This is a genomic window from Nibrella viscosa, assembly GCF_039541875.1.
GTDB classification, from domain to species: domain Bacteria; phylum Bacteroidota; class Bacteroidia; order Cytophagales; family Spirosomataceae; genus Nibrella; species Nibrella viscosa.
On the sequence record NZ_BAABHB010000004.1, the window covers coordinates 276,107 to 302,121 of the forward strand.

General features: G+C 53.5%; 21 protein-coding genes. 13 read left to right on the forward strand and 8 right to left on the reverse strand.

Features of this window, described 5'->3' with window-relative positions; translation table 11 throughout:
- Positions 1–100: 100 nt before the first annotated feature.
- From ABD931_RS12835 to ABD931_RS12845, 3 genes are all read left to right on the forward strand, one after another.
- Complete coding sequence (locus ABD931_RS12835) at positions 101–886, forward strand: SDR family NAD(P)-dependent oxidoreductase (protein ID WP_345267673.1); 786 nt, start codon at positions 101–103, stop codon at positions 884–886.
- Between the two features lie 171 nt (positions 887–1,057).
- Complete coding sequence (locus ABD931_RS12840; RefSeq protein ID WP_345267675.1) at positions 1,058–1,993, forward strand: phytanoyl-CoA dioxygenase family protein; 936 nt, start codon at positions 1,058–1,060, stop codon at positions 1,991–1,993.
- Between the two features lie 37 nt (positions 1,994–2,030).
- Positions 2,031–3,071: a methionine synthase gene (locus tag ABD931_RS12845; RefSeq protein ID WP_345267677.1), complete on the forward strand. Its 1,041-nt coding sequence runs from the start codon at positions 2,031–2,033 to the stop codon at positions 3,069–3,071.
- Positions 3,072–3,160: 89 nt separating this feature from the next.
- Here ABD931_RS12845 and ABD931_RS12850 read toward each other — a convergent pair whose 3' ends face one another.
- Entirely contained in the window at positions 3,161–3,487 is a 327-nt protein-coding gene (locus tag ABD931_RS12850) for a HesB/IscA family protein (RefSeq protein ID WP_345267679.1), read from the reverse strand.
- A 144-nt stretch (positions 3,488–3,631) separates the two neighbouring features.
- On the opposite strand from ABD931_RS12850, the gene mce reads away from it, so the two are divergent.
- The 3 genes from mce to ABD931_RS12865 all read left to right on the forward strand — a co-directional run bounded on the left by mce (position 3,632) and on the right by ABD931_RS12865 (position 6,764).
- Positions 3,632–4,039: a methylmalonyl-CoA epimerase gene (gene mce, locus ABD931_RS12855; RefSeq protein WP_345267681.1), complete on the forward strand. Its 408-nt coding sequence runs from the start codon at positions 3,632–3,634 to the stop codon at positions 4,037–4,039.
- Positions 4,040–4,065: 26 nt separating this feature from the next.
- Complete coding sequence (locus ABD931_RS12860; RefSeq protein ID WP_345267683.1) at positions 4,066–5,190, forward strand: AAA family ATPase; 1,125 nt, start codon at positions 4,066–4,068, stop codon at positions 5,188–5,190.
- Positions 5,191–5,387: 197 nt separating this feature from the next.
- A complete protein-coding gene (locus tag ABD931_RS12865) occupies positions 5,388–6,764 on the forward strand; it encodes a cystathionine beta-synthase (RefSeq protein WP_345267685.1) in 1,377 nt (458 codons plus the stop codon).
- Between the two features lie 66 nt (positions 6,765–6,830).
- Here the strand turns inward: ABD931_RS12865 and rsgA are convergent, their stop codons facing one another.
- Together rsgA and ABD931_RS12875 are read right to left on the reverse strand one after the other, a co-directional pair.
- A complete protein-coding gene (gene rsgA / locus ABD931_RS12870) occupies positions 6,831–7,757 on the reverse strand; it encodes a ribosome small subunit-dependent GTPase A (protein WP_345267687.1) in 927 nt (308 codons plus the stop codon).
- A 7-nt stretch (positions 7,758–7,764) separates the two neighbouring features.
- Complete coding sequence (locus ABD931_RS12875) at positions 7,765–9,039, reverse strand: 3-deoxy-D-manno-octulosonic acid transferase (RefSeq protein ID WP_345267689.1); 1,275 nt, start codon at positions 9,037–9,039, stop codon at positions 7,765–7,767.
- A 223-nt stretch (positions 9,040–9,262) separates the two neighbouring features.
- Between ABD931_RS12875 and ytxJ the strand changes: the two genes are divergently transcribed.
- The 4 genes from ytxJ to ABD931_RS12895 all read left to right on the forward strand — a co-directional run bounded on the left by ytxJ (position 9,263) and on the right by ABD931_RS12895 (position 12,920).
- Positions 9,263–9,598: a bacillithiol system redox-active protein YtxJ gene (gene ytxJ / locus ABD931_RS12880; protein ID WP_345267690.1), complete on the forward strand. Its 336-nt coding sequence runs from the start codon at positions 9,263–9,265 to the stop codon at positions 9,596–9,598.
- Positions 9,599–9,686: 88 nt separating this feature from the next.
- The gene (locus ABD931_RS12885) at positions 9,687–10,112 is read left to right on the forward strand and encodes a hypothetical protein (protein ID WP_345267692.1); all 426 of its coding nucleotides are present in this window, start codon (positions 9,687–9,689) and stop codon (positions 10,110–10,112) included.
- A 76-nt stretch (positions 10,113–10,188) separates the two neighbouring features.
- Positions 10,189–11,433, forward strand: coding sequence for a metal-dependent hydrolase family protein (locus ABD931_RS12890; protein ID WP_345267694.1), 1,245 nt, complete (start codon positions 10,189–10,191; stop codon positions 11,431–11,433).
- A 203-nt stretch (positions 11,434–11,636) separates the two neighbouring features.
- Entirely contained in the window at positions 11,637–12,920 is a 1,284-nt protein-coding gene (locus ABD931_RS12895) for a citrate synthase (protein ID WP_345267696.1), read from the forward strand.
- Between the two features lie 111 nt (positions 12,921–13,031).
- Here the strand turns inward: ABD931_RS12895 and recA are convergent, their stop codons facing one another.
- The 3 genes from recA to ABD931_RS12910 form a co-directional block, all read right to left on the reverse strand.
- Positions 13,032–14,108 (reverse strand): recombinase RecA, encoded by a 1,077-nt coding sequence (gene recA / locus ABD931_RS12900; RefSeq protein ID WP_345267698.1) that lies wholly within the window; start codon positions 14,106–14,108, stop codon positions 13,032–13,034.
- A 275-nt stretch (positions 14,109–14,383) separates the two neighbouring features.
- Complete coding sequence (locus ABD931_RS12905) at positions 14,384–15,898, reverse strand: TolB family protein (RefSeq protein WP_345267700.1); 1,515 nt, start codon at positions 15,896–15,898, stop codon at positions 14,384–14,386.
- A gap of 91 nt (positions 15,899–15,989) precedes the next feature.
- Positions 15,990–16,355, reverse strand: a complete 366-nt coding sequence (locus ABD931_RS12910; protein WP_345267702.1) for a hypothetical protein — start codon at positions 16,353–16,355, stop codon at positions 15,990–15,992.
- 121 nt (positions 16,356–16,476) lie between these two features.
- On the opposite strand from ABD931_RS12910, the gene ABD931_RS12915 reads away from it, so the two are divergent.
- The gene (locus tag ABD931_RS12915) at positions 16,477–17,841 is read left to right on the forward strand and encodes a PepSY-like domain-containing protein (protein WP_345267704.1); all 1,365 of its coding nucleotides are present in this window, start codon (positions 16,477–16,479) and stop codon (positions 17,839–17,841) included.
- A gap of 46 nt (positions 17,842–17,887) precedes the next feature.
- On the opposite strand, the gene ABD931_RS12920 is transcribed toward ABD931_RS12915, so the two are convergent.
- Entirely contained in the window at positions 17,888–20,302 is a 2,415-nt protein-coding gene (locus ABD931_RS12920; protein ID WP_345267706.1) for an alpha-amylase family glycosyl hydrolase, read from the reverse strand.
- A 119-nt stretch (positions 20,303–20,421) separates the two neighbouring features.
- Between ABD931_RS12920 and ABD931_RS12925 the strand changes: the two genes are divergently transcribed.
- Complete coding sequence (locus ABD931_RS12925) at positions 20,422–20,679, forward strand: hypothetical protein (protein ID WP_345267708.1); 258 nt, start codon at positions 20,422–20,424, stop codon at positions 20,677–20,679.
- 79 nt (positions 20,680–20,758) lie between these two features.
- On the opposite strand, the gene ABD931_RS12930 is transcribed toward ABD931_RS12925, so the two are convergent.
- A complete protein-coding gene (locus tag ABD931_RS12930) occupies positions 20,759–21,997 on the reverse strand; it encodes a right-handed parallel beta-helix repeat-containing protein (RefSeq protein WP_345267709.1) in 1,239 nt (412 codons plus the stop codon).
- A 732-nt stretch (positions 21,998–22,729) separates the two neighbouring features.
- Between ABD931_RS12930 and ABD931_RS12935 the strand changes: the two genes are divergently transcribed.
- Positions 22,730–26,008 (forward strand): SusC/RagA family TonB-linked outer membrane protein, encoded by a 3,279-nt coding sequence (locus ABD931_RS12935; RefSeq protein ID WP_345267711.1) that lies wholly within the window; start codon positions 22,730–22,732, stop codon positions 26,006–26,008.
- The last annotated feature ends 7 nt before the right edge of the window (positions 26,009–26,015 follow it).

The following is a 26,015-nucleotide window of genomic DNA, read 5'->3' on the forward strand; positions in this document are numbered from 1 at the left end:
ACGATGAATGATAAATGATAAACGATGAATGGCTGGCGCAAGCTTTTCATTCATCGTTACGCCCGGCGGCCCGGATCATTCATCATTCATCATTCTCCTTATGACCTGGCTAACCAATAAACGAATTGTTATCATCGGCGGCACCACGGGCATAGGCCTGTCGGCGGCCCAGGCGTTTGTGCGTGAAGGTGCCCGTGTAGTAGTGGTGGGGCGAAATCCGGAAAGCTGCGCGGCTGCCGAGCAGTATCTGGCTGGTGGCGGTCTGGCTATGACGGGCGATGCCGCTGAACCAGGCACGGCTCAGCGGGCTATTGACTTGTGCCGGCAGCTCTTTGATGGTTTCGATGGCTTGTACCACGTTGCCGGTGGCAGCGGCCGGAAGTTCGGCGATGGCCCCCTGCACGAGCTGACGCTGGAGGGCTGGCACGAAACCTTTTCGATGAACCTGACCTCGCTGATGTTGTCTAACCAGACCGCTATCCGGGCTTTTCAGGAGCAGGGCAGTGGGGGGACAATTCTCAATATGAGTTCGGTGCTGGGGTATTCGCCCTCGCCCCGGCACTTTGTGACCCACGCCTACGCAGCCGCTAAATCGGCCGTGTTCGGATTTACCAAATCCATTGCCGCCTATTACGCAGCCGATAATATCCGGGTCAACGTAATTGCGCCCGCGCTTGTTGAAACACCGATGGCGCAGCGGGCCGCCAATGACCAGGAAATCCTGGCGTTTATCCGTACCAAGCAGCCGCTGGACGGCGGGCGGATTGGCACCCCCGATGATCTCGACGGGGCAGCCGTGTATTTTATGTCCGATTACTCCCGCTACGCAACCGGTCAGATACTCACCGTCGACGGCGGCTGGTCGGTTAGTGAGGGGCAATATTAAAGGTTTAAGCATACTGACCGAAACGGTTCTAACCTTTTATACACTATTCTTTCATACGTTTTTGTCTTTTTATTATCTTTCAAAAGCATCAATAAACTATTGTAAAATAGATAATTATAGAAAAACAGTATACACCTTTTTATTATGAAAAATTCCGTAGTAGCGCACAGAATGAACCTTCCTTGGGTCGAATCTCCGTTTTTCCTCGACCTCTTAGCCCAAAAAAATATTACCCCTGAACAACGCGATCAGGCGATTCATTACCACCAGGAAGGATACCTGCTCCTCAAGCAAATTGTTGACCATAGGCTGATAGACCGGACGCTTGCGGAAATCCAGCACGAGTATCCGGTTAATGTCGATGAGGAGCCTGTTCGTCACCAGGACTTGTGGAAAAAATATAAAACGGTGACCGAAGTAGCCAGCCAGCCGCAGATTCTCGATGTGTTACGGATGCTGTATGGGCGTGAGCCCATTCCATTTCAGACGCTGAATTTTAAGTTTGGTACGCAGCAGCGGGCGCACTCGGATACCATCCATTTCAGTAGCGTTCCGGCCCGGTTCATGTGCGGGGTCTGGGTGGCGCAGGAAGATACCCATGCCGATAATGGTCCCCTCTTTTACTACCCCCGCTCGCACCGTCAGGAAGAATTCAATTACTTTGACCTGGGGCTGGAAGCGAAAGAAAACTACGCCGAATACCCCGAATACGAAGATTTTATGGAGGAATTTATGGAGGCTAAAGGGTACCAGCGGCAGGAGATTCACATGAAAAAAGGGGATGTCCTGATCTGGTCGTCAAACCTGGTGCATGGCGGTACACCCATCCGGGGTGGTAACGTAACGCGCTGGTCGCAGGTGACGCACTATTATTTTGAGGGCTGCATGTACTATTCGCCCCGCTTCTCCGATATGTTCTCGAACAACCTGAATCTGCGGCATGTCATCAACATTGCCACGGGTCAGGTTGTGCAGCACAGCGAAAACGGCAAGCCCATTGAAACAATTAATACGGGAAAATTCCGCTATGCCGTGAGTCATAACTTCTCGCTGGGTGTTCTGCTGAAAGAAGTAGTCAAAAAGGTAGTCGGTAAGAAACCTTTTTAACCCTGTAATACGCTTATTTAACCTCTACCAATACCTGATGCAACCTAAACCCATTCGTACCACTGTGGTCGGGAGTTATCCGTTTCCCGGCTGGCTGGAGTTTGCCACCCAACACCTCGACCAGTTTGGTCCGGCCGATGTTGAGGAAATGATTGACGATGCCGTTGTCGCGGCCGTACATGACCAGACTACGGCCGGGCTCGACGTCATCACCGATGGCGAGCAGACCCGGCTCGACTTTAATCTGTCGTTCTACGGCTTCATCAAAGGCCTGCAACCCAATCATAGCGAAACCCGCAAGTTTGGGCCGGCCGCCCACGACCAGCGGGGTAAGCACTCCATTGTGGACGAGCTGACCGCCCCCAAGGGCTTAGGGGCGGTGAACGAATACCAGCGCCTGAAGAAACTGGCCCCGGCCGGACCAACGCTGAAGGCCTCGGTGCCGGGGCCATATACCCTCAGCGGCCGGATGTTGCCGAACGAACGCTATAAAGACCGATACGCAATTACGGAAGCGTTGCTGCCGTTTGTCCGGCAGGAACTGGAAGATCTGGTGGCGGCCGGCTGCACCGAAATTACCGTGGATGAACCGTCGATGTCATGCTATGCCTACCGTGAGGATACCCGGCGCTTTGTCGATATTTTCAACCGGACGGTGGCGCCCGTGGTGGGCAAGTGCCGGCTGTCGACGCATCTGTGTTTTGGCAATTTCAAAGGCCGACCGGTGGGTTACCGAAGTATTAAGCCCATGTTGCCGGATTTTCTGGACCTGACCGTCGATGAAGTACATATCGAAATGGCCAACCGCGAATTTGCCGAGATTGAGTTGCTGGCGGAGTTTGCGCAGGTGGTGGATGTGGCCGTGGGCATAATCGACGTAAAGAACTACTACATCGAAACCGTAGCCGACGTGCAGGAGCGTATTCAGCGATGCCTGCAATACGTACCTGCCGAAAAATTGGCTGTAGCGCCCGACTGTGGGCTAAGCCAGACCGCCCGCTGGGCTGCCCGGCAAAAACTGATCAACATGGTGGCCGGAGCCAAAAAGGTGCGGGAGCAGTTGGCAGTAACGGCGTAGGGAAGTCACAAAAAAGCACCGCCTGGAAGCCAACGGTGCTTTTTCACAACCTTACAAGAAATTCTGACCGGACGCGGACGCCCAATCAGTTAAACAGCAAAGCTTTCGCCACAGCCGCAGGTGCGGCTGGCATTCGGGTTCTTAAACTGGAACCCTTTCCCGTTCAGCCCGTCGGAGAAATCCAGTTCGGTGCCGGCCAGGTATAATAAACTTTTACGATCGACCAGAATCCGAACCCCCTTGTCTTCCACGATATGGTCGTTGGGTTGTTCGGTAGCGTCGAACTGCAGGTCGTACATCAGGCCTGAGCAACCCCCGCCCTGTACCGCTACCCGAATGGAGTAGTTGTCGTTTAGCCCTTCCTTCTGGCGCAGTTCAACAATTTTTTCTTTTGCTTTTTCTGAAACAGAAACCATATCTTTTTAACCGGTAAATGACGATGTCGATTGAAAATAGCGCTTCTGCATTGTCAAGCGACGCTAAGATATTAACTTTTGTGCCAAGGGAAAAGTTCGGTATAACGACCTTTGTTCCCTGATTGTATTCATTCTTCATCACCCATGCTGACCAACGTCGAACATATAGGTATTGCCGTTAAGAGTATTGCCGCTTCCAACGAGCTGTTTACGAAGCTGTTGAACGTATCGCCCTACAAGTCTGAGGCTGTTGAGTCGGAAGGGGTGACCACCTCGTTTTTCAGGGTAAACCAGACAAAAATCGAGCTACTGGAAGCCACTAATCCCGACAGCCCCATTGCCAGATTCATCGAGAAAAAAGGCGAAGGCATCCATCACCTCGCTTTTGAAGTCGATGATATCCTCGCTGAGATGGAGCGTCTGCAAGGTGAAGGCTTCACCCTGCTGAACGAAACCCCCAGGCGCGGAGCCGACAACAAGCTGGTCTGCTTCCTGCACCCGAAAGGGACCAATGGGGTGTTGGTGGAGTTGTGTCAGGAGATAAAGGAGTAGGGAGAAAAGTAAACGGAAAAAAGATTATGCTAAAGCGCGTATCGATACAGAACTTTAAAAGCCTGAAAGACGTCACCCTGAATTTGCAGAAGGTGAACCTGCTGATTGGGCCTAATAATTCCGGAAAAAGTAATTTTCTGAAGGCGTTGGAATATTTTGATAGTAGTGACTTTAAAGCTCAAACGATAGCAGCATTAGAGCAAGTATCCTTCAAACATGAACGAAGGAATATCAGGTACCTATTCGATTACAAGCCTAACGCAAATAATCTTTTAGAGGGATACAGCCAAGACTTGGGTGAAATTTTATATCAATTAATTTTTGAACTACAGATTGTGGCTCAAAACTTTACTACTCAAGTCAGTCATAAAGCTGAGCCATTTATAATAGGCGCGAATGGTGACGTTATTTCATTGGAAAGTTCCCTAGTAGAAAGCTTTGAGCGTGAGTTCCGTCAAGTCATTAGAACAAAGGTTTTTAGGCCTGACCCATCAAAGCTTACAAAGACCGCAAAGTTTTCTGCTGATGAAGTAGAGTTGTCTCCAAATTGCGATAACTTGATCGCCTTCTATTTCTATATTGATAATACGTTCAAAAAATATTCTAACAAGATTCAAAATGATCTCTCCCGGTGCATTCCTGAGATAGCCTATTTTACGACTCCACCTGTAAAGGAAAACGGTCAGAGTCTTCTCGGTCTGCAATTTTTTGATAAAAGTGATATTGGTTACTGGGCTGATGAAGTTTCAGAAGGGGTACTTTACTTTTTGTCTCTCCTCTGCATCATCAACCAACCCAATCCTCCCAAACTGCTGTTATTGGAAGAGCCGGAGAAGGGTATTCACCCGCGCCGGATACGCGAGATTATGGAGTTCATCCGCCGTTTGGTAGTAGAGAAAGACATACAAGTTATTATGACTACGCACAGCCCACTGCTGCTGGATGAGTTTGCCGAATCACCGGAAAGTGTGTTTGTATTTGACAAGGACCAGGAAGGCGCTACGTTTGTCAGGAACCTTCAACATGATATTATTGAACCGGCTAATCAGAAAAATAGGGAGCTAGGCGTACCGCCTGTACACTACACCGATGCATTGGGAGAGTATTGGACAATTGGCTTTTTAGGCGGTGTACCCGATGAAGCACTGTAAATACGGGTACTATGGCGAGGACGACGCCCACAAAATTTTTCTGCATAATTACCTGGCTCATTTTGCACCAGAAGTTGTATTTGTGACCATCTATCAAAGAATATTGACGTCGAATAGTTAGAAAGTCGTTCAGCAAGTTTTAAACATTTTCATCAACAGGTCTGTAGATTTATACAGACAGACAACACGCCACAGCTATGAAGTATTACAATTCTATCATCGATACCATAGGCGATACGCCCTTAGTCAAGCTCAATAAGGTTACAAAAGGCATCAAGGGCACCATCCTGGCCAAAGTGGAATACTTCAACCCCGGCCAGTCGGTGAAAGACCGGATCGCCATCCGGATGATTGAGGACGCCGAAAAGGCTGGTCTTATTAAACCCGGCGGCACCATCATTGAAGGAACAAGCGGTAACACCGGTTTCGGTCTGGCGCTGGCCGCTATCGGTAAGGGCTACAAGTGCATTTTTACGATGGCCGATAAGCAGTCGAAGGAGAAGATTGATATTTTGCGGGCGGTAGGGGCCGAGGTGGTGGTTTGTCCGACCAACGTGGAGCCGGACGACCCGCGTTCGTACTACTCCGTTGCGAAGCGGCTGAACCGGGAGATACCTAATTCCCTCTATCCAAACCAGTACGATAACCTGTCCAACACGGCCGCTCATTACGATACCACCGGCCCGGAAGTTTGGCGCGATACGGATGGTAAGATTACGCATTTTGCGGCCGGCGTGGGTACGGGGGGAACCATCTGCGGCACGGCCAAATACCTGAAAGAACGTAACCCCAACGTTATCACCATCGGTCTGGATACCTACGGCTCCGTTTTCAAGAAGTACAAGGAAACCGGTATTTTTGACGAAGGCGAAATTTATCCGTACCTGACCGAAGGCATCGGCGAGGATATTCTGCCGAAGAATGTCGATTTCGACATGATTGACCTGTTCATCAAAGTGACGGATAAGGACGCGGCCATTATGTCGCGCCGACTATCGCGGGAGGAGGGGCTGTTTGTCGGCTGGTCGTGCGGTACGGCCGTTCACGGGGCGCTGGAGTACGCCCGCGAGCAGCTCAGCGAGGATGATGTGATGGTGATTCTGCTGCCCGACCACGGCACCCGGTATCTGGCCAAAATTTATAACGATACCTGGATGAAAGACCACGGCTTCCTGGAGTCCCGTGAGTTTGCTACCGCCCGCGACATCATCCACAAACGCAACAACAAAGCCGGGCTGACAACCATTGGTAAGGGGGTTAGCGTTAGTCAGGCCATTCAGGTGCTGAACCGGCAGGGTATTTCCCAGATACCGATTACCGACGAGTCTAACCACATTGTGGGCAGTCTCACCGATTCGGCTATTCTGAACAAGCTGATTGATGACCCAACGATAAAAGACGTACCCGTAGGTGAGGTGATGGACAAGCCCTTCAAATTTGTCGGCCTCGATAACACCGTCGATGTGCTGTCGTCCCTCATCGACCGCGAAAACAAAGCTCTGCTCGTTCGCGACGAAACCGACGAAATCCACATCATCACCCAGGCCGATTTGCTGGCAGCGATAAGCATTTGAGTAACGATGAATGTATAATGATGAACGATGAATGAGCTGACGTCCGTTTTCATTCATCGTTCATCATTATCTCCGGTTATCCTCTCCACTCACCATGCCGAGGTAGCTCCAGTAGCGGCTTTCGGCGATGTCGCCTGTACCGACGGCGTCTTTAACGGCGCAGCCGGGTTCATTGATGTGCAGGCAGTTGTGGAAGCGGCAGGCGTTCAGGAGATTACGCATTTCGGGGAAGTAGTGGCTGATTTCTTCTTTCTGCATATCGGCCAGGCCTAGTTCTTTAATGCCTGGCGAGTCGATGATGAAGGTGTTTTCGGCAATTTCGAACATCTCGGCAAACGTGGTAGTGTGTACGCCCTTGTTGGCGTAGGTCGATACCTCGTTCGTCCGGAGGTTCAAATCGGGAGCAATCGCATTAACCAGCGTTGATTTGCCGACGCCCGAGTGGCCCGACAGCAGCGTAATCTTGTGGTCGAGCAGTTGCCGGAATGGTGTCACCCCTTCGCCTTCGGTGGCCGAGGTAGCCAGGCAGGTATAGCCGATGGATTCATAGAGGTTGATGATTTCCTGCTGATACGCCAGCCCTTCCTTGTTCAGAATATCCGATTTGTTGAAAACCAGCGTAGCCGGTATACGGAAAGATTCGGCCGTAACCAGAAAGCGGTCGATAAAGCCCAGCGAGGTACGCGGAAACGTGAGTGTGACAATCAGCACCGCCTGATCAATGTTGGCCGCCAGAATATGACCGTGCGCCGTTTTATGTACCGACTGGCGGATGATGTAGTTTTCGCGAGGCTGTATGTCGCTGATAATAACGGTATTTTCCGTTTCATCTTCAATCTCGTACAGGACGCGGTCGCCCACCGCAATGGGGTTGGTCACCTTCAACCCCTGAATTTTAAATTTGCCTTTAAGCCGGGCGCGGTACACATGACCGGTTTCGCTCCGGACATCGTACCAGGAACCCGTAGAGCGTATGACTAAGCCGTTTTGCAAGGGTGAATTAGCGATTAGTTGGTTGGGTAAATAGCTGCTTTACCACCTGCATAACCGTATCGGTTGCGCCAATGTTCCGGACCACATACTGCCGGCTTAGTTCACCGGCCTTCGCCAAAGCCGCCGGGTCGATATAAAGTGGCGTGAAGGCCGCTTCCAGTTCGGCTGTATTCGTTACCGGAAAAGCGGCTCCGGCCTGCGACAGGTCTATAGCCTCCTGAAACTTGCCGTAGTTCGGTCCGAAGAACAAAGGTACGCCAAAGGTTGCTGCTTCCAGGATGTTGTGCAGGCCTTTGCCGAAGGCACCGCCAATGTACGCAAACTCACCGTACTGGTACAGAGAGGAGAGCATACCGATGTTGTCGATGAAGAGAATGTTGAATGACGGAATGGTGGATTGATTGAATTCTGGCTTCTGCGTTTCTGAAAAGCGGATGGATGCCTGCCTCAACTCCCGTCGCCAGCGTTCGATTTCGTCGTCGTGAATTTCGTGGGGAGCGATAATGACCTTCAGCGGGTGCGGAAACTGGTTTAGAAACGGAATCAGCACGGCCATATCCGTCTGCCAGGCACTGCCAACAACCAGCAGGGGCGTGTTTGCCTTAAAGGCCTGGGCAATGGGTATGTCTTTCTTTGCGTCGGCCACCTGTTTTACCCGGTCGAAACGGGTGTCGCCGGCCAGGGTGACGTTGGTCACCCCAATGGATTCCAGTAAGTCAACCGACGCCTGATTTTGCACCAGCAGGCGATGGAAGTACGTTAGGAAGTTACGGTAGAAGCCGCCATAGGGTTTAAAAAAGAGCTGGTTGGGCCGGAAAATGGTCGAAAAGGCGATAGTGGGAATATGGCGTCTGTGTAGCTCGCGCAGGTAGTTATACCAGAATTCGTATTTGATAAAGAAAGCAATCTGCGGCTGTGCCAGCTCCACAAACTGCTTTGCATTCTCGGGCGTATCAAATGGCAGGTAGAAAATGTAGTCGGCACCGGCATAGTTCTTACGGATTTCGTAGCCGGAGGGAGAGAAGAAGGTCAGCAGAATTTTAAAATTCGGATATTGCCGCCGAAAAGCTTCGATCACCGGCCGACCCTGTTCAAATTCACCCAGTGAAGCGGCATGAAACCAGGCAACAGGAGCCTGATTGTTATGGAATTGTACCCTCATTTTCTCCAGAAGCTGCTGCCGGCCCTGCACCGCCAGCCTGGCTTTCGGATGGAAGGGGGCGGCTGCTTTCAGGATGGATTGGTACAGCCGGATCGAAATAGTATAGAATGTAGCGTACAAGGGGTAGTGCTGAATTTGGGGCAAAGCTACACATACACGACCGGAATTGCATTTTGGGATACAGAGGGGAGGTCAATAGGTGACTCTGTGGCTTTCCGTACACCGCCGGCCGGAATTGCCTTCCGGGGTACAGGTGAGCCTTTAACCATACGTTAACCAGCTTGCGAAACTTTTCCGGACCGAAATCCCTTGTAGGGCTATAGATACGTGTGTACAAGATTATATGAACTGGAATATCTTAAACAGCGAAGCGCAACTCGAAGCGATCAAGCAGGAATCGGCCGATCAGCCGGTGATGATTTTCAAACACAGCACGCGCTGCTCCATCAGCGCTATGGCCCTGAGCCGCATGGAACGCAACTGGAAAGAAGAGGCCGGGATCAAGCCCTACTACCTGGATTTGATTTCGTATCGTTCCCTGTCGAACAAAATTGCTGACGAGTTTGACATAGACCATCAATCTCCGCAGGTGTTGCTGATTCAGGATGGCAAGTGCGTATATGATGCGTCGCACATGAGTATTTCGTTCGATGACCTGAAGCAGCAGGTAGCCGCTTAAGTTTTGTCGCGTATATTAGCGCCAGCGTCCGGCCGGTGATGTCCTGAAGGCAGACGTCACCGGCCGAACCTGTTTTATCCAGTCACTCATGCGTAGTCCATTTTTCTCTATCTTTTTGCTGGTCCTCGTCGTTCTCGACGGCTGGCTGCTGGCTCACCCTAACCTGATTGGCCGGGCTGGTGTGTTTGTCTACAAGTATGATTATCTGAAAACCTTTCCCAGTGCGCTGGCAACCGTAGCCGCTGTGGTTGGCCTGGCCTTGCTGCTTAGTTGGGGGGCTCGGCGGTTAGCCCGCCCGGCGGCCCTAACGCTATCGGCCTTACTGCTGGTTCTGGGTGTACTGTGGCTGATACAGAGCATTGGTCAATTCACTTCCGGCATATATCGCCTGACCGGCGCGGGTTTTAAAGCCGGAGCCATTCTGCTTCCCGGTCTGACGGTGCTGGTCTTTGCCGCCGGCTTATTTGAGGCTCTTCTTACTAAGGCACCCAGGGTTAGTCGACGTAGCCGTTGAGTGTTCGTCTGTTTCGCTTTGTCCGTTCCTGCGTATGATATTCCGTAACTTGCTCCCCGCGCTAACCTTGCTACTGATGGGTTTGTCCGTTGCCGTGACTCAGGCACAGCCCAAGTACGGAGTTGGTACCTCAACCTACCTCCTCCGCCCCGACCGGGTCTTTGATGGCGAAACGATGCATGCCGACTGGGTCGTACTCGTCAAAGGCGAGAAGATTGAGGCCGTTGGGCGTCCGGCTGCGGTGAATGCTGCGGGTGCCGAAGTAATTGACCTGAAAGGTACCACGCTGATGCCGGGCCTGATTGAAGGCCACTCTCACCTGCTGCTGCACCCCTACAACGAAACCCCCTGGGACGATCAGGTATTGCGCGAAGCTCGTTCGCTGCGGGTGGCGCGTGCGACGGTTCACGCGGAGAAAACCTTGCTGGCCGGCTTCACCACCGTGCGGGATCTGGGAACCGAGGGGGCCGATTACGATGATGTCGGGCTGAAACAGGCCATCAACCAGGGCATCATTCCGGGACCACGCATGATCGTAGCCACGCGGGCACTCATTGCTACCGGCAGCTATGCCCCAAAGGGATTTAGCCCAGATATTGAGGTGCCGCAGGGGGCCGAAGAGGCCGACGGACACGATAAGCTTATTCAGGCCGTTCGGCGTCAGATTGGTAAGGGAGCCGATGTGGTAAAAGTCTATGCCGATTATCGCTGGGGCCTCATGGCCGACGCCCGGCCCACCTATACGCTGGACGAATTGAAGCTGATCGTAGAGACAGCCAAAAGCAGCGGCCGGTCGGTGGTGGCTCATGCTGGTACGGCGGAAGGCATGCGCCGGGCCATTCTGGCCGGTTGCGAAACCCTGGAACACGGCGATGCCGGTACGCCGGAGATATTTGCCCTGATGAAACAACACAATACCGCCCTGTGCCCAACGCTGGCCGCCGGCGATGCCGTGAGTCAGTACCGGGGCTGGAAAAAAGGGAGTGAGCCGGAACCGGAGCGAATCCGGCAGAAGCGAATCACCTTCCGGCAGGCGCTGGATGCGGGCGTGACCATCTGCTTCGGAGGGGACGTAGGCGTATTTGCCCATGGCGACAACGCCCGCGAACTGGAGATGATGGTCGAATACGGCATGAAACCCCTGGAGGTACTGCGGTCGGCAACGTCGGTCAATGCCGATGTATTCCATCTGGCAGATCGGGGTCGTGTGCGGCCAGGGCTGCTGGCGGATCTGGTCGCGGTTATGGGTGATCCAACGCAAAACATAGCACAGGTACGCCAGATACGGTTGGTGATGAAGGGCGGTACCCTCTACAAATAATGAGGATCAACCGGTAAGCGCAAGGGGCTATAGGTATAATATTCTATTAAATCGGCTTTTTTGCCAAATCTTCACCCACTGTTTTAGGTTTTTGGTTAATTTCGCCCGGCGAGGATTTGCCTGGGAAAAGCGCTTTAGTTCTCTTCCTGTTCTGCTCGCCTTAATACAACCCGTTACTTCTGAATATTTTACGCTGATATTCTATGGCAAACGCTGCACTTTCTATCGATGGCAAATCGTATCAGTTCCCGGTCGTTACCGGTACCGAAGACGAAAGCGCAATCGATATCTCTAACCTCCGTGACCAAACCGGATTTATTACTTTAGACAAGGGCTATAAAAACACCGGTGCTACCCAAAGCGCTATCACATTCCTCGATGGTGAACAGGGAATTCTCCGCTACCGGGGCTATTCGATTGAGGACCTGGCCGATAAAGCCAGCTTTCTGGAGGTAGCGTATCTGCTGATCTACGGAGAATTACCGTCTCAACAACAGTATCAGGACTTTGAGCATGCCGTTCGCACACACACCATTGTGAACGAAGATATGCGCAAAATCTTTGAAGGCTTCCCCATCAATGCGCATCCGATGGGCGTCCTGTCTTCATTGGTGAGTGCCATGAGTGCGTTTTATCCCGATTCGTACAATGATAAAGCGCCGGACAAAACGGAAACCCATATCATCCGCCTGCTGGCCAAACTGCCGACCATTGCTACCTGGTCGTACAAGAAATCGCAGGGGCACCCGATCAACTACCCCAAAAATAACCTCGACTACTGCTCCAACTTCCTGCACATGATGTTTGCACTGCCGGTGGAGGAGTACACGGTTGATCCGGTGGTTGCCGATGCGCTCAACAAACTGCTGATCCTCCATGCCGACCACGAGCAAAACTGCTCGACCTCAACGGTGCGGCTGGTCGGTTCGTCACGGGCCAACATCTATTCGTCTATTTCGGCCGGTATCAATGCCCTGTGGGGACCACTGCATGGTGGAGCCAATCAGGAGGTGATTGAGATGCTGGAAGACATCAAGGCCGACGGCGGTGATGTGAAAAAATACATCGATATGGCCAAGAACGCCAAGACTTCCGGCTTCCGGCTCTTTGGCTTCGGTCACCGCGTGTACAAGAACTTCGACCCCCGCGCCAAAATCATTAAAAAGGCCGCCGACGATGTACTCAGCAAACTGGGCGTGAATGATCCGATCCTGGAAATTGCCAAGGGACTGGAAGAAGCCGCCCTCAACGATGAGTACTTCATTGCCCGCAAGTTGTACCCGAACGTTGATTTCTATTCGGGGATTATCTATCGCGCCCTTGGTATCCCGACCAATATGTTTACGGTGATGTTTGCCATTGGTCGTCTGCCGGGCTGGATTGCGCAGTGGAAAGAAATGCGTGAGCAGAAAGAGCCCATCGGCCGGCCGCGCCAGGTATACGTTGGCGCGCAACTCCGTGAGTTTGTGGCTATGGAAAGCCGCTAGGTACGAGCCTCCGTCCCGGTGGGTGTCGAGAGCCGCCGGGATGGGGCCCTATACATAAAGCAAAAGCCCCGACCAACAGGCCGGGGCTTCTTTTTGGCAGGTAACTGCCGATTAATCTTCGATTACACCCTCGTCGTCGTCTTCGGTACCACCAATCGGATCGAGCAGCGCATCTTCAACTTCGTTTACCTTCGCCCGGATCTTCGCTTCCAGTTCAGCCGCCAATTCGGGATTGTCCAGCAGCAGTTCTTTCACGGCATCGCGGCCCTGGGCCAGGCGGTTGCCGTCGTATGAGAACCAGGAGCCGGACTTCTTCACGATCTCCAGCTCAACGGCCAGGTCAAGCACCTCACCCACTTTGGAAATACCTTCGCCGTACATGATGTCGAACTCGACTACTTTAAACGGAGCGGCCAGTTTGTTCTTCACCACTTTCACCTTCGTGCGGTTACCGGTAATGTTATCGGCCGCTTCTTTGATCTGACCGATCCGGCGGATGTCCAGACGCACCGACGCGTAAAACTTCAGGGCGTTACCACCAGTGGTAGTTTCAGGGTTACCGAACATCACACCGATCTTCTCGCGCAACTGGTTGATGAAGATGCAGCAGCAGTTGGTTTTGTTGACCACACCTGTCAGCTTCCGCAGGGCCTGCGACATCAAACGGGCCTGAAGACCCATTTTGCTTTCACCCATTTCGCCTTCGAGTTCGGCTTTCGGAACCAGGGCAGCTACGGAGTCAATAACAATGATATCAATAGCGCCGGAGCTGATCAGGTGCTCGGCAATTTCGAGCGCCTGCTCACCGTTGTCCGGCTGAGAGATCAATAAGTTGTTTGTGTCAATACCAAGCTTTTCGGCATAGACCCGGTCGAACGCGTGCTCGGCGTCGATGAACGCGGCCAGACCGCCTTTCTTCTGCGCTTCGGCAATGCAGTGCATGGTCAGCGTGGTCTTTCCGGATGATTCCGGACCGTAGATCTCAACGATACGGCCGCGGGGAACACCACCGATACCGAGTGCCAGGTCAAGGCCCAGTGAACCTGTAGAAATAACCGGAACGTCGACGACCTTGCTCTCACTCAGCCGCATAACAGTACCTTTACCATAGGCCTTGTCCAGTTTCTCAATGGTGGTTTGGAGTGCCTTCAGCTTGTTGTCATTAGCATTAGCTGTTGCTTGTGCCATGTTAGATTTAGCCAATTTTTTAAGTTGTTTAACCCTATAAATTTACGCATTTCCGGCCGCTTCACCAAACGGATTTTTAGAAAATATCCGGATAGGGTAAACTACCCGAGTGACGTCTGCCAGGGCTGGAAACGTCTTGTTGAACCCGGCCCCGGATGGCTATGATACACTGCCTGAACTTTCTGATTGTGACGTCGATACAGGCCATTGGTCACCAGGCAGGAAGATAGCCCTTCCCGAAAAGCAGGACTATGACCCGCCTGCCTGTACCAAGCTCAGAAATAACTCACAAAGGCGATCTGCCGGCTGTCTGGTGACCATGACGGCACATTCATTGTACCCTGGCCCCCATACAAATAACCAATCACTCTGGGCGCTCCGCCGGCGGTGGGCATCAGGCGCAGCATGACCTGTTTGTTGGCGGGGTGGGCACTGGGGTCGATGTCGGGCATAAACGAGATGAAGGCAATCCACTTACCGTCGGGCGAAATGTGCGGAAACCAGTCGTTATACTCGTCGAAGGTGAGCTGCTCCTTGCCGGTGCCGTCGGGTTTCATGCGCCAGAGCTGCATGGTGCCGGTCGAACTGCCGTTGTAGTAGATCCACTTGCCGTCGGGTGAGTACTCCGGCCCGTCGGCGTGGCTGCCGGGGCCGTTGCTGGTCAGGTTCACTTCTTTCCCGCTATCCACCGAAACTTTATAGATGTCGAAGATGGGGGTGCCGCGCTGACCTACCACCAGCACCTCTTTGCCGCTGGGCGACCAGCCATGCCAGTAGGAGGGGGTGGCCTCAGTCACCTGTTTGGGGGTTCCCCCTCCCAGCGGGAGTACATACACCGTGGAGCCGCCACCAGTCAAACCCTGCCGGTGATGACTGATGGCCAGCATCTTCCCGTCGAAGGAGATGCCATGGTCGTTGTTGTTGCGGTCCAGCGCTCCGGTACTGAATTTATCGGGTGTTCCGCCCTGCACCGGAATTTTGTACAGTGAGCCGCCTTCGTTGAACAGGAGCGTTTTGCCGTCGGGCAGCCAGTTGGGGGCTTCAAAGCGGGCTGATGATTGGTAGATGACCGTTCGCTTCCCGTCGAATACATTCATGGTTTCCAGGCGACTGCCCTGAATTTTCTGCTCGGAAGGTTTCAGCGAGGGGTCAACGGGGCGGCTGATGCGGACGTTCCAGACGCGGGCTTCTTCTACGGCTTCTTCGTTATGGGCGCTGATAAACAGGCCGGCCAGTACCTCGTCTTTCAGCGTCTCCATCTCTTTCGAGCCGATGGTTTGGAGCGGTTCGCCCGGCTGGGCTACTTTCAGGGTATAGCGTTTGCCGATCCGTTCCAGTTGCAGAATCTGGTAGCCTTTTTTAGGGGTAAAGATTTCATCGTCCGGGTCGCGCATGTAGGCCCCTTTCAGCAGCCGCCACTGTAGCACCGTCAGGCCTCCGCCATGCGCTACGGCACTGATGTGAGCCGCGTCGGCATCGGCCGATTCGCGCACCATCCAGCCGATTTTCCGGTTAGGTTCCTTTCCCGTACCTATAAACGCAAAGTTGGCGCTGAGGATAAAATCGCCTTTGATCTTTTTGTACAGGTAATGAAACTCGTCGCGCTGAAACCAGATGTTATAGCCGCCCCCTTTCAGCGTATACGTTTGGGTAGCCGGGTCGTATCGGGCTGAGCCGGCTTTTTTTGGCTTACCAATGTCGGCACTGGTGTCAAAGATACCAATGGGGTTATCCTGCGCCCGTGCTGCGGCAGACAGGCAGAGAACAAATAAAATCAAGTGTAATTTCATAAGGCTAGGGTTAACTATTTCTTCCTTTTGGAAAGAAGGATGACGCGGTCATTTACTTGCTTAACGGGTTTGGTGCCCGCGGAACAGGAGCTTACTCCGGATGGGAGCTGACTACTTCGCAGGAGCAGCGTTTGGTACGGACCGGCAGGGTAACGGGCTTTGAAAAACTGGCGTGAGCGGCCAGCGTACGGTCGAATGTCGTGTATTTTTCTTTAATGACCTTATCCTTCTCGTCGTAGGCGATGACTTTTACCGATACGTCTTTATGCGACCGGGAGGAGCGGTTGGTAACGGTGACGTCGACGGTGGCCGTCACCAGCATATCATCGACGGGTGGGCATTCCACCGCCAGGTCGATGGTATCCGGGCTGAGCGACGTGTTGTTGAGTTTGGCGAACAGGTAGATGGCCCCGCCGATCAGCAGCACAATGATAAGAATACGAAATAGCGCTTTCATGTTTCGTGAGTTTTTACGAATATACCATCGGGCAGGACTTCTGCTGAAAAATTTACCGGCGGGTTACAACCTATTCGGCTGGAAGACTATCTTAGTTGCTGAAATTAAACGGCTTACAGGTATGAAAAAGTTATGCGTGCTGTTCATGTTGTTTACGATAGTCTGGGTGAGTTCCTGTCGTCGGCTGGAGGTGCAGCCCGATGATTCGGCCGGCGTTGTGGATAAGAACTTTGCCAACGTGCCGGCCGTGGTCGTCCAGGCGGTACGTAAAGCGTATCCGGCGGCCACCAGTCTGAGCTTTTCGGAGATTGATAAAGGCAACGTTTGGGAGTCGCGGTTTGTGGTAGAGGCTAAAAACCGTCAGGCCCGAATCAACGCGAAAGGCACTATGCTGGAGGATTATGCCGTAGCCGCGTCGGGTGAACGAAGCGGAGTTGGGGTATCATTGCCGACGGCTGCGCAGGAGTACATCCAGAAAAACTACCCGGACTATAAACTGATTGCTGCGGGAGAGGGCCGGCAGAATGAAAAGAAGGCCTACAAGGTGCTGCTCCGGCGTGAGAAAGAAGAAGTAACGCTGGTGTTTGACGAAAAAGGGGCGCTGCTGCTGGAGTTCAAAGCCACTGTTTCGGCTACACCGACCGATGATATGCCCAAAAACTATCCGATTGGCCGGGCTGATGATCTGCCCGCTCCCATTCGCCAGTATTTACAGGAGAACGGATTGACCTTTGCCAAAGGGCTGGTGGTGATGGAAAGTGAGAGTAAGAAGATCTACTACATTGTAGCCCAGAAAGGTGATGCTATTTATGAGTTAAGTTTTGGGGAAGATGGTAAGCTGGTGAAGGCGAGCGTTTCTGTTCCGCCGGTAGCGCTGAAGTCGGTGAATGACTTACCTGCTGCGGCTGTTGCCTACCTGACGGGCTATACCTTCGAGCGGGGGATGCTACTGACCGACAAAGACGGCAAAAAGACGTACACGGCAGTGGTATACAAAGACGGTAAACGGTACGAAATGGCGTTCAGTAGCGAGGGTAAGCTGCTCCGAAGCACGATGACTCCGCCGGAGCCGCAGGCAATCAAATCGGTTTCGGAACTTCCGGAAGCCATACGGACGTACCTGAAAGAGTACACCTTCGAAAAAGGCATGAAGTACTTCGATAATGAGGGTCATACGTTTTACGAGATTGCAGCTTCTAAAAATGGGACAATGGCTTCTTTCGTCTTTGATGGTGATGGAAAACTGATCAAGTCGTCTCAGCCGACACCGAAGCAGGAAGAAAAGCCGCTAACAGCGGGAACGTTGCCCGGCCCCATTGTAGAGTACCTGAACGCTACCTACAAAAGCTGGACGTTTGTGAAAGGCAACGCCATACTACTCGATGGGAAGCTCCAGCGGTACAATATTCAGGTGCAGGTGGAAAAAACCAGCTACATTCTGACTTTTAATGCCGAGGGCAAGTTTGAGGTTGTAAAGAAAGGGTAATGGTATACAAGGCTGCCAGCTAGTATGTATGTGCTGGTCAGGGCCCTTACTGCCTGACCAGCACAACAAACCCGCTGGCGGGAATGACCACGTTGAGGCTGGCGTTTCGGGAGGGTATGGTAGCCCCGGCATTGCCCACGTTCTGACCACCGTACAGAGCCGCATCACTGTTGAATATCTCTTTCCAGCCCGCATCCGGAATTCCCAGCGGATCTTTCCGAATGACATAGCCGCCGGCAAAAGGTGTATTGCTGAAACTGGCTGCTATGATCACCTGCTCGTTACCTTCCCAGCGCTTGAAGGCCAGGACCCGGTTGGCATTTGATACGTGCAGAATGTCGATGTTCCGGCCGCGAATAGAGCGCAGCCGCCGGCTGAGGCTGATGAGGTCCTGGTAAAACCGGAAGAGGGCTTTGCCGTGCCCGGTTTTATCACCCAGGATGTCTTCCCGGTGCGTAATGAATTTGTCGTACGTGTATGGCTTTTGTGCGCCGGTCTCCTCGCCCATAAAAAACATAGGCGTACCGGCCGAGAGCATCGAAAGGCCGAAACAAACGCGGCTGCGGGCTTCGGCCGCTACGCGGGTGGGGCCAACAATGGGTGCATGATTCACGGCGGTTACCAGGGTGCGGGCTGTGCCACCGGCGTTACCGGCTTCGTCGTGCGATTCGTGGAAAACTACCCGTCGGTACTGGCTGTCGTGCAGTGCGCCGGCAAATGCATCCAGCCGTAAGGGTTCATTAGTGCCGAATCCGGCCTGTTTCAGCAGTCGGGCCCGGTCGCCGGCACTGTCCGAATCGCCGATCAGGTGGTGGTAAAAGGATACCTCCCAGGTGGCATCGAAACCAAGCCCGCCCTGGCCGGGTGGTTCGACCACGGCATCCCAGCCGGTATGGTCTTCGGCAATCAGCATGGCCGTAGGGCGAATCATGTGCAGCGTGCGGCTCCACTCCCGCAGCAGCTTCTGGCCGAATACGTTAGCCCTCCCTACCGAACGACCGTTGGCGTGCAGGACATTGTCGCGGTGAATCGCCTGGGTCAGATCCACGCGCAGCCCATCCACGTGCATTTCCTCTACCAGAAAAACGGCGCTGCTAATGAACTGCTGCCGGACAATTTCCTCGGAGAATCGGGGTGTATAGCCGGTGGAGCCATTGTCCAGATAGCCTCCATCCGGAAAGGCATAGTCATTGGGATGGCCCTCGTACCAGTAGTAGCTGTTCTGCTGGGGCGCGGTTGAATCATACTGCCATTGCGCCCGCTCTGCTTCGGAATCGTAGTGATTGTAGACCACATCCTGAATCACGGCAATGCCGCGCCGGTGGCACTCCCGCACAAAATGGCGGTATTTGTCGCGGCCCCCGGCGCTGGATTCAATGCAGAAATGGTGCGTATCGCCGTATCCCCAGGCGATACTACCCGAAAACTCCGCCATCGGCAGCAGCTCGACGGTATTGACGCCCAACTCAGTCAGGTGGTCCAGAAAAGCGATGCCGTCGCTCAGATCACCGGGACCGGTTTTGCCGAAACCCAGTGAGCCGATGTGCAACTCGTAGATGACCAGATCCTCCACGCGGCTCGGTACCGGTACGCCGGCGGTAAACTCGCCGGCCCAGAACTCCTCCGCCGGAATCAGGTCGGGCAGGTCACCCGTTGGGGTCGACTCGAAGTGCCGGCGTACCACATCCGGGTCAATCACCACGCTGCAACTCACAGTGCCGTCCAGGGTGTCGAGTGTTCTGGACCAATGTTCCCGGGCCGGGTTGATATGGCCGCGCCCAATCTGGCTGCGCGAAAAGATGTCGGTGCGGTAGACGGTCTGCCCCTGCGCGTTGACGATGCGGTACATATACGGCAGGCTCTTAAACGTGTCGAAATCGCCGGCCGGTCCGCCTTCCCAGATGCCATCTGCCGACCGGGTGAGGGCAACCACCGGCATGGCCGGATCAATGCCTGTACCGTCATCGGCAATATAGCCAATGGCCTGATCGCCAAACACTACCTCGACCGTTTGGGCGTGGGGTGCCCAGACCCCAAAACGCAGGCGAGGTGTTAGGCTACCCGGCGCGAAGAATTTGTTGGCTCCCAGCCGGCGGCTGTACGTCAGGTAATAATGTTCTGTCTGCGGAGTGGTTTCATCGCCGGTGAGCCTGAATTCGCGATAGCGCTCCTTCGACTCCGGATCGGGTACTTCGGTCGGAATACCCCAGAAATTGGTCAGCTGAACGCCATCCAGCACCACCCCCCACCGGAATGTCCGGGCCTGATCGGCCAGGTGGAACGGGTGTGAGGCCGTGAACATCGGGCAGCCATCGGGGCCGGTTTGCTCCTGCATGGGGGTTTCGGTCCAGGTGTCGGCGTAGCGACCCTGTTCATCCCAGCTGCCCCGCAGCCGTGCGTTGTGAAAAACAGACCGCGTCAGGCTGGTCATAACGTAAAACGTTACCAGTTGGGTTGCCATAGCAGGATCAGGTTTAGGTGAAAAAGGACAGAGTATCAAACCGTTTAGTCGTGCAAATAAGCATAAACCGGAACTACGTAGTTATCGTTTTTATTATCCGGCCATAATCCCGTTTACCCATGACCCTATACAACGATACACTCAAAATGGCGGCTATGCGGTGGCCGTGCCAGACGCAGCCCAACTGGGAGGATATTACGAAGATCCTCAATCGAATACGCACCCCGCATTTCTACGAAGTTTCGGCCTTCAATGATGAGTTTGGTTTGGTAGTGGCCGGTGAAAAGCTTACAGCGGAGCGCGCCAATACCCTCTTTCGTGGAGCGTGGGAAGATCAGGACAGCCATAGCTGGAAACCCATCGACGAAACCTCCTGATTGGTTAGTCAACTTAAAACAAAAGCACCCCCACTCCGGATGGCCAGAGTGGGGGCGCGTTGCGGTCAGGACTACAGGCTTATTTCTCAATCATGACGTTGGTCTGAGCATTGGATTCAAAGCTGTTCGCTGTGGTTACGTCTGTATTTACCGATGCGCCGTAGCTAACAAACAGGCCGTAGCCGCCACTGTTGCTGATCTGCGTATTCTGAATAGTCATGGTAGCCCGGTTGCCGTAAATGGCGAGGTTGGCTTTTTTGCCGGAGACAATTACGTTGCTGCCGGCATAGCTGATCGCTGCGTTTTCGATCAGGTTCTTGCTGTCGGCGGAGTAGCAGATAATGCCTCTCCAGAAACCTGCCGTACGCGTGGCACCCGTGAAGGTGATTTTGCTGGTCGGGGTGCCTTTCGCCAGCAAATACCCACCGGTGTTGATGCGGATGACGGCATCGCGGTTCATCTCCAGCGTAACCCCGGGATTCAGAATCCAGGCGGCTTCGACGGCAAAGTCACCGCTGATGCGGTAGGGGGTTTTATCGGCGAAGCCGGTCCAGACCACATCGTTGCTGCTGCGGATGCCGCCCGACGTCACGTCAACTACGTTACGGCCGTTGCCGCCGGTGAAGGTCGACCCCGCATCGAGTTTGACTACGTTGGCACCATCGACCATGATACCGGCTTCGGTATTGCTGGTAAACGCGTTTTGCGAGAACTCGCGGAGAATACCACCGTCATATACGTATAGGCCGTAGCCGTCATTCTGCGAAAAAGTGGTATGCTTAAAGGCGAACTGCGACTGGCTGCCGGAAATGAACATGCCCGATTTGGTGGTGCTGAAGATGGTACGGCTACCGGCGTGCATGACATCGACGTGTTCGAAGATATTGGCGTTGCTGCGGGAGTAATTGGCGATCCCTGCCCAGAACCCTTTGGTTTTCTGGAGGCCGATAAAGCGGATTTTCTTGGCGGCTGTTCCCTGGGCAATCACCAGCCCGTCGGCGTTGATATCCATCCGGACGTCGCGGTCAAAGGCAATAACCACGCCGGGTCTGATGGTTAGTTCGGCCCCAACGGCAATGTTTTTTGAGACGATATAATCGGGCAGTTCGGGATCGGCTATCCGGTCGACCAGTTCAGTGTTGACCTTGATGCTTTCGTTGAGGGTCAGTGGCTGAACGACAGGCGTTGTCGGAGTTGGCTCAACGCCCGGTTCCTTTTTACAGCTTGTGAAGGCCACCGTCCCGGCCACAGCAACGTATAACAGCTTTTTAGACAGGGACAGCGCCGGGCGCAGAATAGATGGTGTGTTGGCTTGCATGAACCTAGTTTTAAGTGTGGATAGGCTACAAACATAGGTTCAGGCAAGCCCTGGCTTCAATCGGAACAGCGGTGAAACGGCAGAAGCTGAGGGTGAAGCAGCATTCTATATAAAATTTTCGGCTTGAAGGCTTCAGCAGATGTATAACTGCTATCTTCGCAGCGGCAAGTAAAGATACCCTACTGAGATAACCGGCCCCCCAGGCGTGAAGGCATACCAGTAGGGTTTTGCTTTTAAGCCCGGCAAGGTAACCATCGGCGATACCAATGGTCCTTGCCCGGCTTGTTTACACATCGGCCGGTTGTTCTTCCGCTATTCAATAACCCTGATGAGACAATTTTCGAAGTCCTTCGCACCAGGTGCCGGCCAATCCCCTTATCGACAGCCAAACAGCACTACACCTATCTGTCCCAGTAGGCTTGCATACTATATATAAACTGCCACAGGTGTTTGGTTATTTAGTTAAAATCAATACATTAGCCTCCTGATAACACTCCATTGATATGGCTGCCTCTATTCGTTTTCCGGGGTTTAGTCTGCTTGCCATTCCTGCAGTTAACCTACTGCACATTATTGATTCCCTGAATTCACAGAACCGTCATATTGCAGTAATACCTGCTTAATACTGCCGGTCTATTTTTGCCTGTCCTGCGGAAGTAAGTTTCACCAGCTATACTTCTTCTTTTCTGCGTTGCTCGATTCTGCACGTCTTAACTCCATTTCCATCACACTATGTATTTACATGTACAATCAGGAACAAGGCGCTTTCCTTCGCTTCGGGCGCTGTTGATTGGTGTCTGCTGCTGGCTGCCTTTTTCGGTTTGGGCTCAGCTTACCGTAAGCGGTAAAGTCACAGCCGTTGATAATGCGGCCGGGTTGCCGGGGGTATCCATTGTGGTAAAAGGCACCGGTACCGCAGACCGCACCATCGGCACAACCACCCGCGCCGACGGAACCTATAACATTTCTGTACCCAACCGCGACGCTACGCTGATTTTCTCCTTCATCGGGTTTGAGTCCAGGGAGGTCAGAGTGGGTAACCAATCGACGATTAACCTGGCCTTAACGCCCAGTACGCAGTCGCTGAATGAAGTCATTGTTACGGCTTTGGGTATCAGGAAAGACATTCGCCAAACGGGGGTAGCCATTCAGACCGTTACGGGCTCAGACCTGATTAAAGCCCGTGAACCCAACGCTGTTAACGGACTGGCCGGTAAAGTAGCGGGTCTGACCATCGGTGCCTCGCCCGAACTATTGCGCCGGCCGGCCATCGCGCTGCGGGGAAATACCGATGTCCTGTTCGTGGTGGATGGGGTGCCCATCAATTCGGATACCTGGAACATCAGCCCCGACGATATTGAAACCTACTCGGTGCTGAAAGGAGCCTCCGCTTCGGCGCTGTACGGTTTTCGGGGCAAGAACGGAGCCATTCTTATCACCACCAAACGGGGCTCCAAAGACAAACGCGGTTTCTCGGTAGAGGTGAATACCAGTCAGATGTTCGACCGCGGCTTCAACGCCATTCCGAAGGTGCAGGACGAGTATGGCCCCGGTGACCATGGGGTATACGCCTTTGCCGACGGCCGGGGCGGTGGCCTGAACGATGGTGATTATGATGTGTGGGGCCCTCGCTTTGAGGGGCAGCCGATTCCGCAGTACGACAGTCCGCTGGTACCCGGTCAGACCTTTACAACCACCTTTCCCAACGGAACAAAGTTTACGGGTAACCGGCAGCCTACGCCGTACATTGCGCGGGGGAAAGACAACCTCGCCCGTTTCCTCCAAACCGGTATTCTGTCGACCAACAACATTGCCATATCCTCGACCGGCGAAAAACATGACCTGCGCTTCTCGATGTCGCATCTGTATCAGCGCGGCATCGTGCCGAACTCCCAGTTAAACAGCACCAACTTCAACGTCACGGCCGGCTACAATTTTACGCCGAAGCTGCGGTTCGAGTCGGCGTTGCAGTACAATCGCCAGTATACCCCGAACTTCCCGGATGTAAACTACGGCCCGAACTCCATGATATACAATATCATTATTTGGGGTGGTGCCGACTGGAACATCGACGATATGAAACAAATCTGGCAGCCGGGCAAAGAAGGTATCCAGCAGATTTATGCCGAATACCAGCGGTACAACAACCCCTGGTTTATGGCCAGGTACTGGCTTCGGGGCCATTACAAGAATGACGTAATTGGCCAGGTGTCGATGCGGTACACTATCCTGCCCGGCCTGGACGCTACCGTGCGCACCCAGTTGACGACCTGGAACCTGCTGCGTAACGAGAAGTTTCCGTATTCGATGGGCACCTACGGCCGCGAAGAAGCTATGGGCGATTACCGTGAAGACCGCCGAAACCTGTTCGACAGCAATACCGAGCTCTTGCTGAAGTTTGATAAGAAGATTGGTTCGCTGCTGAACATCAACGCTATTGCCGGAGGCAACCTGCGGGTCTTCAACTACAACTCCAACTACGCCACCACCAACTACCTGAACGTGCCGGGGGTGTATAATTTCGCCAACTCAGCCCGGCCGGGTTTCTTCTCGAACTATATGGCCGATATGCGGGTGAATTCGGCCTATTACTCGGCTGACTTTACCATTAAGGACATTCTGACCCTCTCCACCACGGGTCGGGTCGATAAACTCTCGACGCTACCTAAGGGGAACAATACATTCTTTTATCCGTCGGTAGCGCTCAGCACGGTTATTTCGGACTACGTGAAACTGCCGGCCGCTATTTCCTTCCTGAAACTGCGTGGTTCGTACGCCAACGTAAAAGACGGTCTGACCCAGAGCACCATCGGCTCAACGCCGGGATTATCGTTCCCGCTGGGCTACGGCGACAACTATGCCTCGTCGTACGACGGACCGACGTACCAGAACGCAGCCGTATACAGCACGCCACTGGTGTATAACAACCAGCCGGCGGCTTACTTTACCAACACCCTGAACAACCGGAACATCAAACCGAACTCGACCTCGCAGTTTGAAGCGGGTCTGGATGTCCGCTTCCTGCGCAACCGGCTGGCTTTTGATGCGGCCTACTTTATCAGCGAAGATGGTCCCCGTATCTTCAGCCTGCCGCTGTCGGAAGCGACGGGGTATTCGGCCGCGCTCGTGAACGGTATCAAAACCGAGAAGAAAGGTGTAGAATTATCATTGACGGGGCAGGTTTTACGACTGCCTAGCGGCCTAAACTGGGATGTGCTGGCCAACTGGTCGACCTTTCAGGAGCGATTGACCGAAATTTATCCCGGTTTGTCGACACTGAACACCTTCCTGAAAGTAGGTGACCGCACCGATAAATACTACGACCAGACGTTTGTGCGCACGCCGGACGGGCAGCTCATCAACGATGCCGGTGGTCGCCCAATCATCAACCCGGTTTCGCAGTTTCTGGGCTACATCAACCCCGATTTTGTGTGGGGACTCAACAACCGGTTCAGCTACAGGAACGTCACGTTCAGCTTCCAGTTCGACGGTCGCGTGGGCGGGGTGATTGCCAACTACATTCAGCGGCAGACCTTCCGCGGTGGTCGCCATATCGAAACGGTACAGGGCGAAATGGGAGTTGCCCGAGTAAATGATACCAAAGGTATCAAGTCGTACGTGGGTGAAGGTGTGAAAATTGCGAACGGTGGGGTGCTGAAGTACGACCCGGATGGCAACGTAACCAACTTTAACGAACTGCAGTTTGCCCCCAACGACACAAAGCAATACCTGCAGGACTACATCAGCCGGCGGTACGGTCCCAACGGAGGCAACCTGATGTCGCGTTCGTTTGCCAAACTCCGCGAGGTAGTCATCGGCTACAGCCTGCCGCAGTCATTTACCCAGCGTATCGGGTTCCGGCAGGCCAGTATCTCGTTTGTGGGTCGTAACCTATTATACTTCGCCGAGAAGCGAGACATCGACCTCGAAAACTACCTGAGTGGCGGTAGTTCAAGCCTGCAAACGCCGACGACCCGCCGGTACGGAGTTAACCTGAATCTGACCTTCTAAGCCAAAC

What these genes read in the sequence shown, in the direction of transcription:
- ytxJ (WP_345267690.1), top strand. Translation starts at nt 9,263, where the DNA reads ATGAACTGGAATATCTTAAACAGCGAAGCGCAACTCGAAGCGATCAAG.
- ABD931_RS12835 (WP_345267673.1), top strand. Translation starts at nt 101, where the DNA reads ATGACCTGGCTAACCAATAAACGAATTGTTATCATCGGCGGCACCACG.
- ABD931_RS12935 (WP_345267711.1), top strand. Translation starts at nt 22,730, where the DNA reads ATGTATTTACATGTACAATCAGGAACAAGGCGCTTTCCTTCGCTTCGG.
- ABD931_RS12840 (WP_345267675.1), top strand. Translation starts at nt 1,058, where the DNA reads ATGAACCTTCCTTGGGTCGAATCTCCGTTTTTCCTCGACCTCTTAGCC.
- ABD931_RS12850 (WP_345267679.1), bottom strand. Translation starts at nt 3,487, where the DNA reads ATGGTTTCTGTTTCAGAAAAAGCAAAAGAAAAAATTGTTGAACTGCGC.
- ABD931_RS12885 (WP_345267692.1), top strand. Translation starts at nt 9,687, where the DNA reads ATGCGTAGTCCATTTTTCTCTATCTTTTTGCTGGTCCTCGTCGTTCTC.
- ABD931_RS12920 (WP_345267706.1), bottom strand. Translation starts at nt 20,302, where the DNA reads ATGGCAACCCAACTGGTAACGTTTTACGTTATGACCAGCCTGACGCGG.
- ABD931_RS12865 (WP_345267685.1), top strand. Translation starts at nt 5,388, where the DNA reads ATGAAGTATTACAATTCTATCATCGATACCATAGGCGATACGCCCTTA.
- ABD931_RS12895 (WP_345267696.1), top strand. Translation starts at nt 11,637, where the DNA reads ATGGCAAACGCTGCACTTTCTATCGATGGCAAATCGTATCAGTTCCCG.
- mce (WP_345267681.1), top strand. Translation starts at nt 3,632, where the DNA reads ATGCTGACCAACGTCGAACATATAGGTATTGCCGTTAAGAGTATTGCC.
- ABD931_RS12845 (WP_345267677.1), top strand. Translation starts at nt 2,031, where the DNA reads ATGCAACCTAAACCCATTCGTACCACTGTGGTCGGGAGTTATCCGTTT.
- ABD931_RS12925 (WP_345267708.1), top strand. Translation starts at nt 20,422, where the DNA reads ATGACCCTATACAACGATACACTCAAAATGGCGGCTATGCGGTGGCCG.
- ABD931_RS12930 (WP_345267709.1), bottom strand. Translation starts at nt 21,997, where the DNA reads ATGCAAGCCAACACACCATCTATTCTGCGCCCGGCGCTGTCCCTGTCT.
- ABD931_RS12860 (WP_345267683.1), top strand. Translation starts at nt 4,066, where the DNA reads ATGCTAAAGCGCGTATCGATACAGAACTTTAAAAGCCTGAAAGACGTC.
- recA (WP_345267698.1), bottom strand. Translation starts at nt 14,108, where the DNA reads ATGGCACAAGCAACAGCTAATGCTAATGACAACAAGCTGAAGGCACTC.
- ABD931_RS12905 (WP_345267700.1), bottom strand. Translation starts at nt 15,898, where the DNA reads ATGAAATTACACTTGATTTTATTTGTTCTCTGCCTGTCTGCCGCAGCA.
- ABD931_RS12910 (WP_345267702.1), bottom strand. Translation starts at nt 16,355, where the DNA reads ATGAAAGCGCTATTTCGTATTCTTATCATTGTGCTGCTGATCGGCGGG.
- ABD931_RS12915 (WP_345267704.1), top strand. Translation starts at nt 16,477, where the DNA reads ATGAAAAAGTTATGCGTGCTGTTCATGTTGTTTACGATAGTCTGGGTG.
- ABD931_RS12890 (WP_345267694.1), top strand. Translation starts at nt 10,189, where the DNA reads ATGGGTTTGTCCGTTGCCGTGACTCAGGCACAGCCCAAGTACGGAGTT.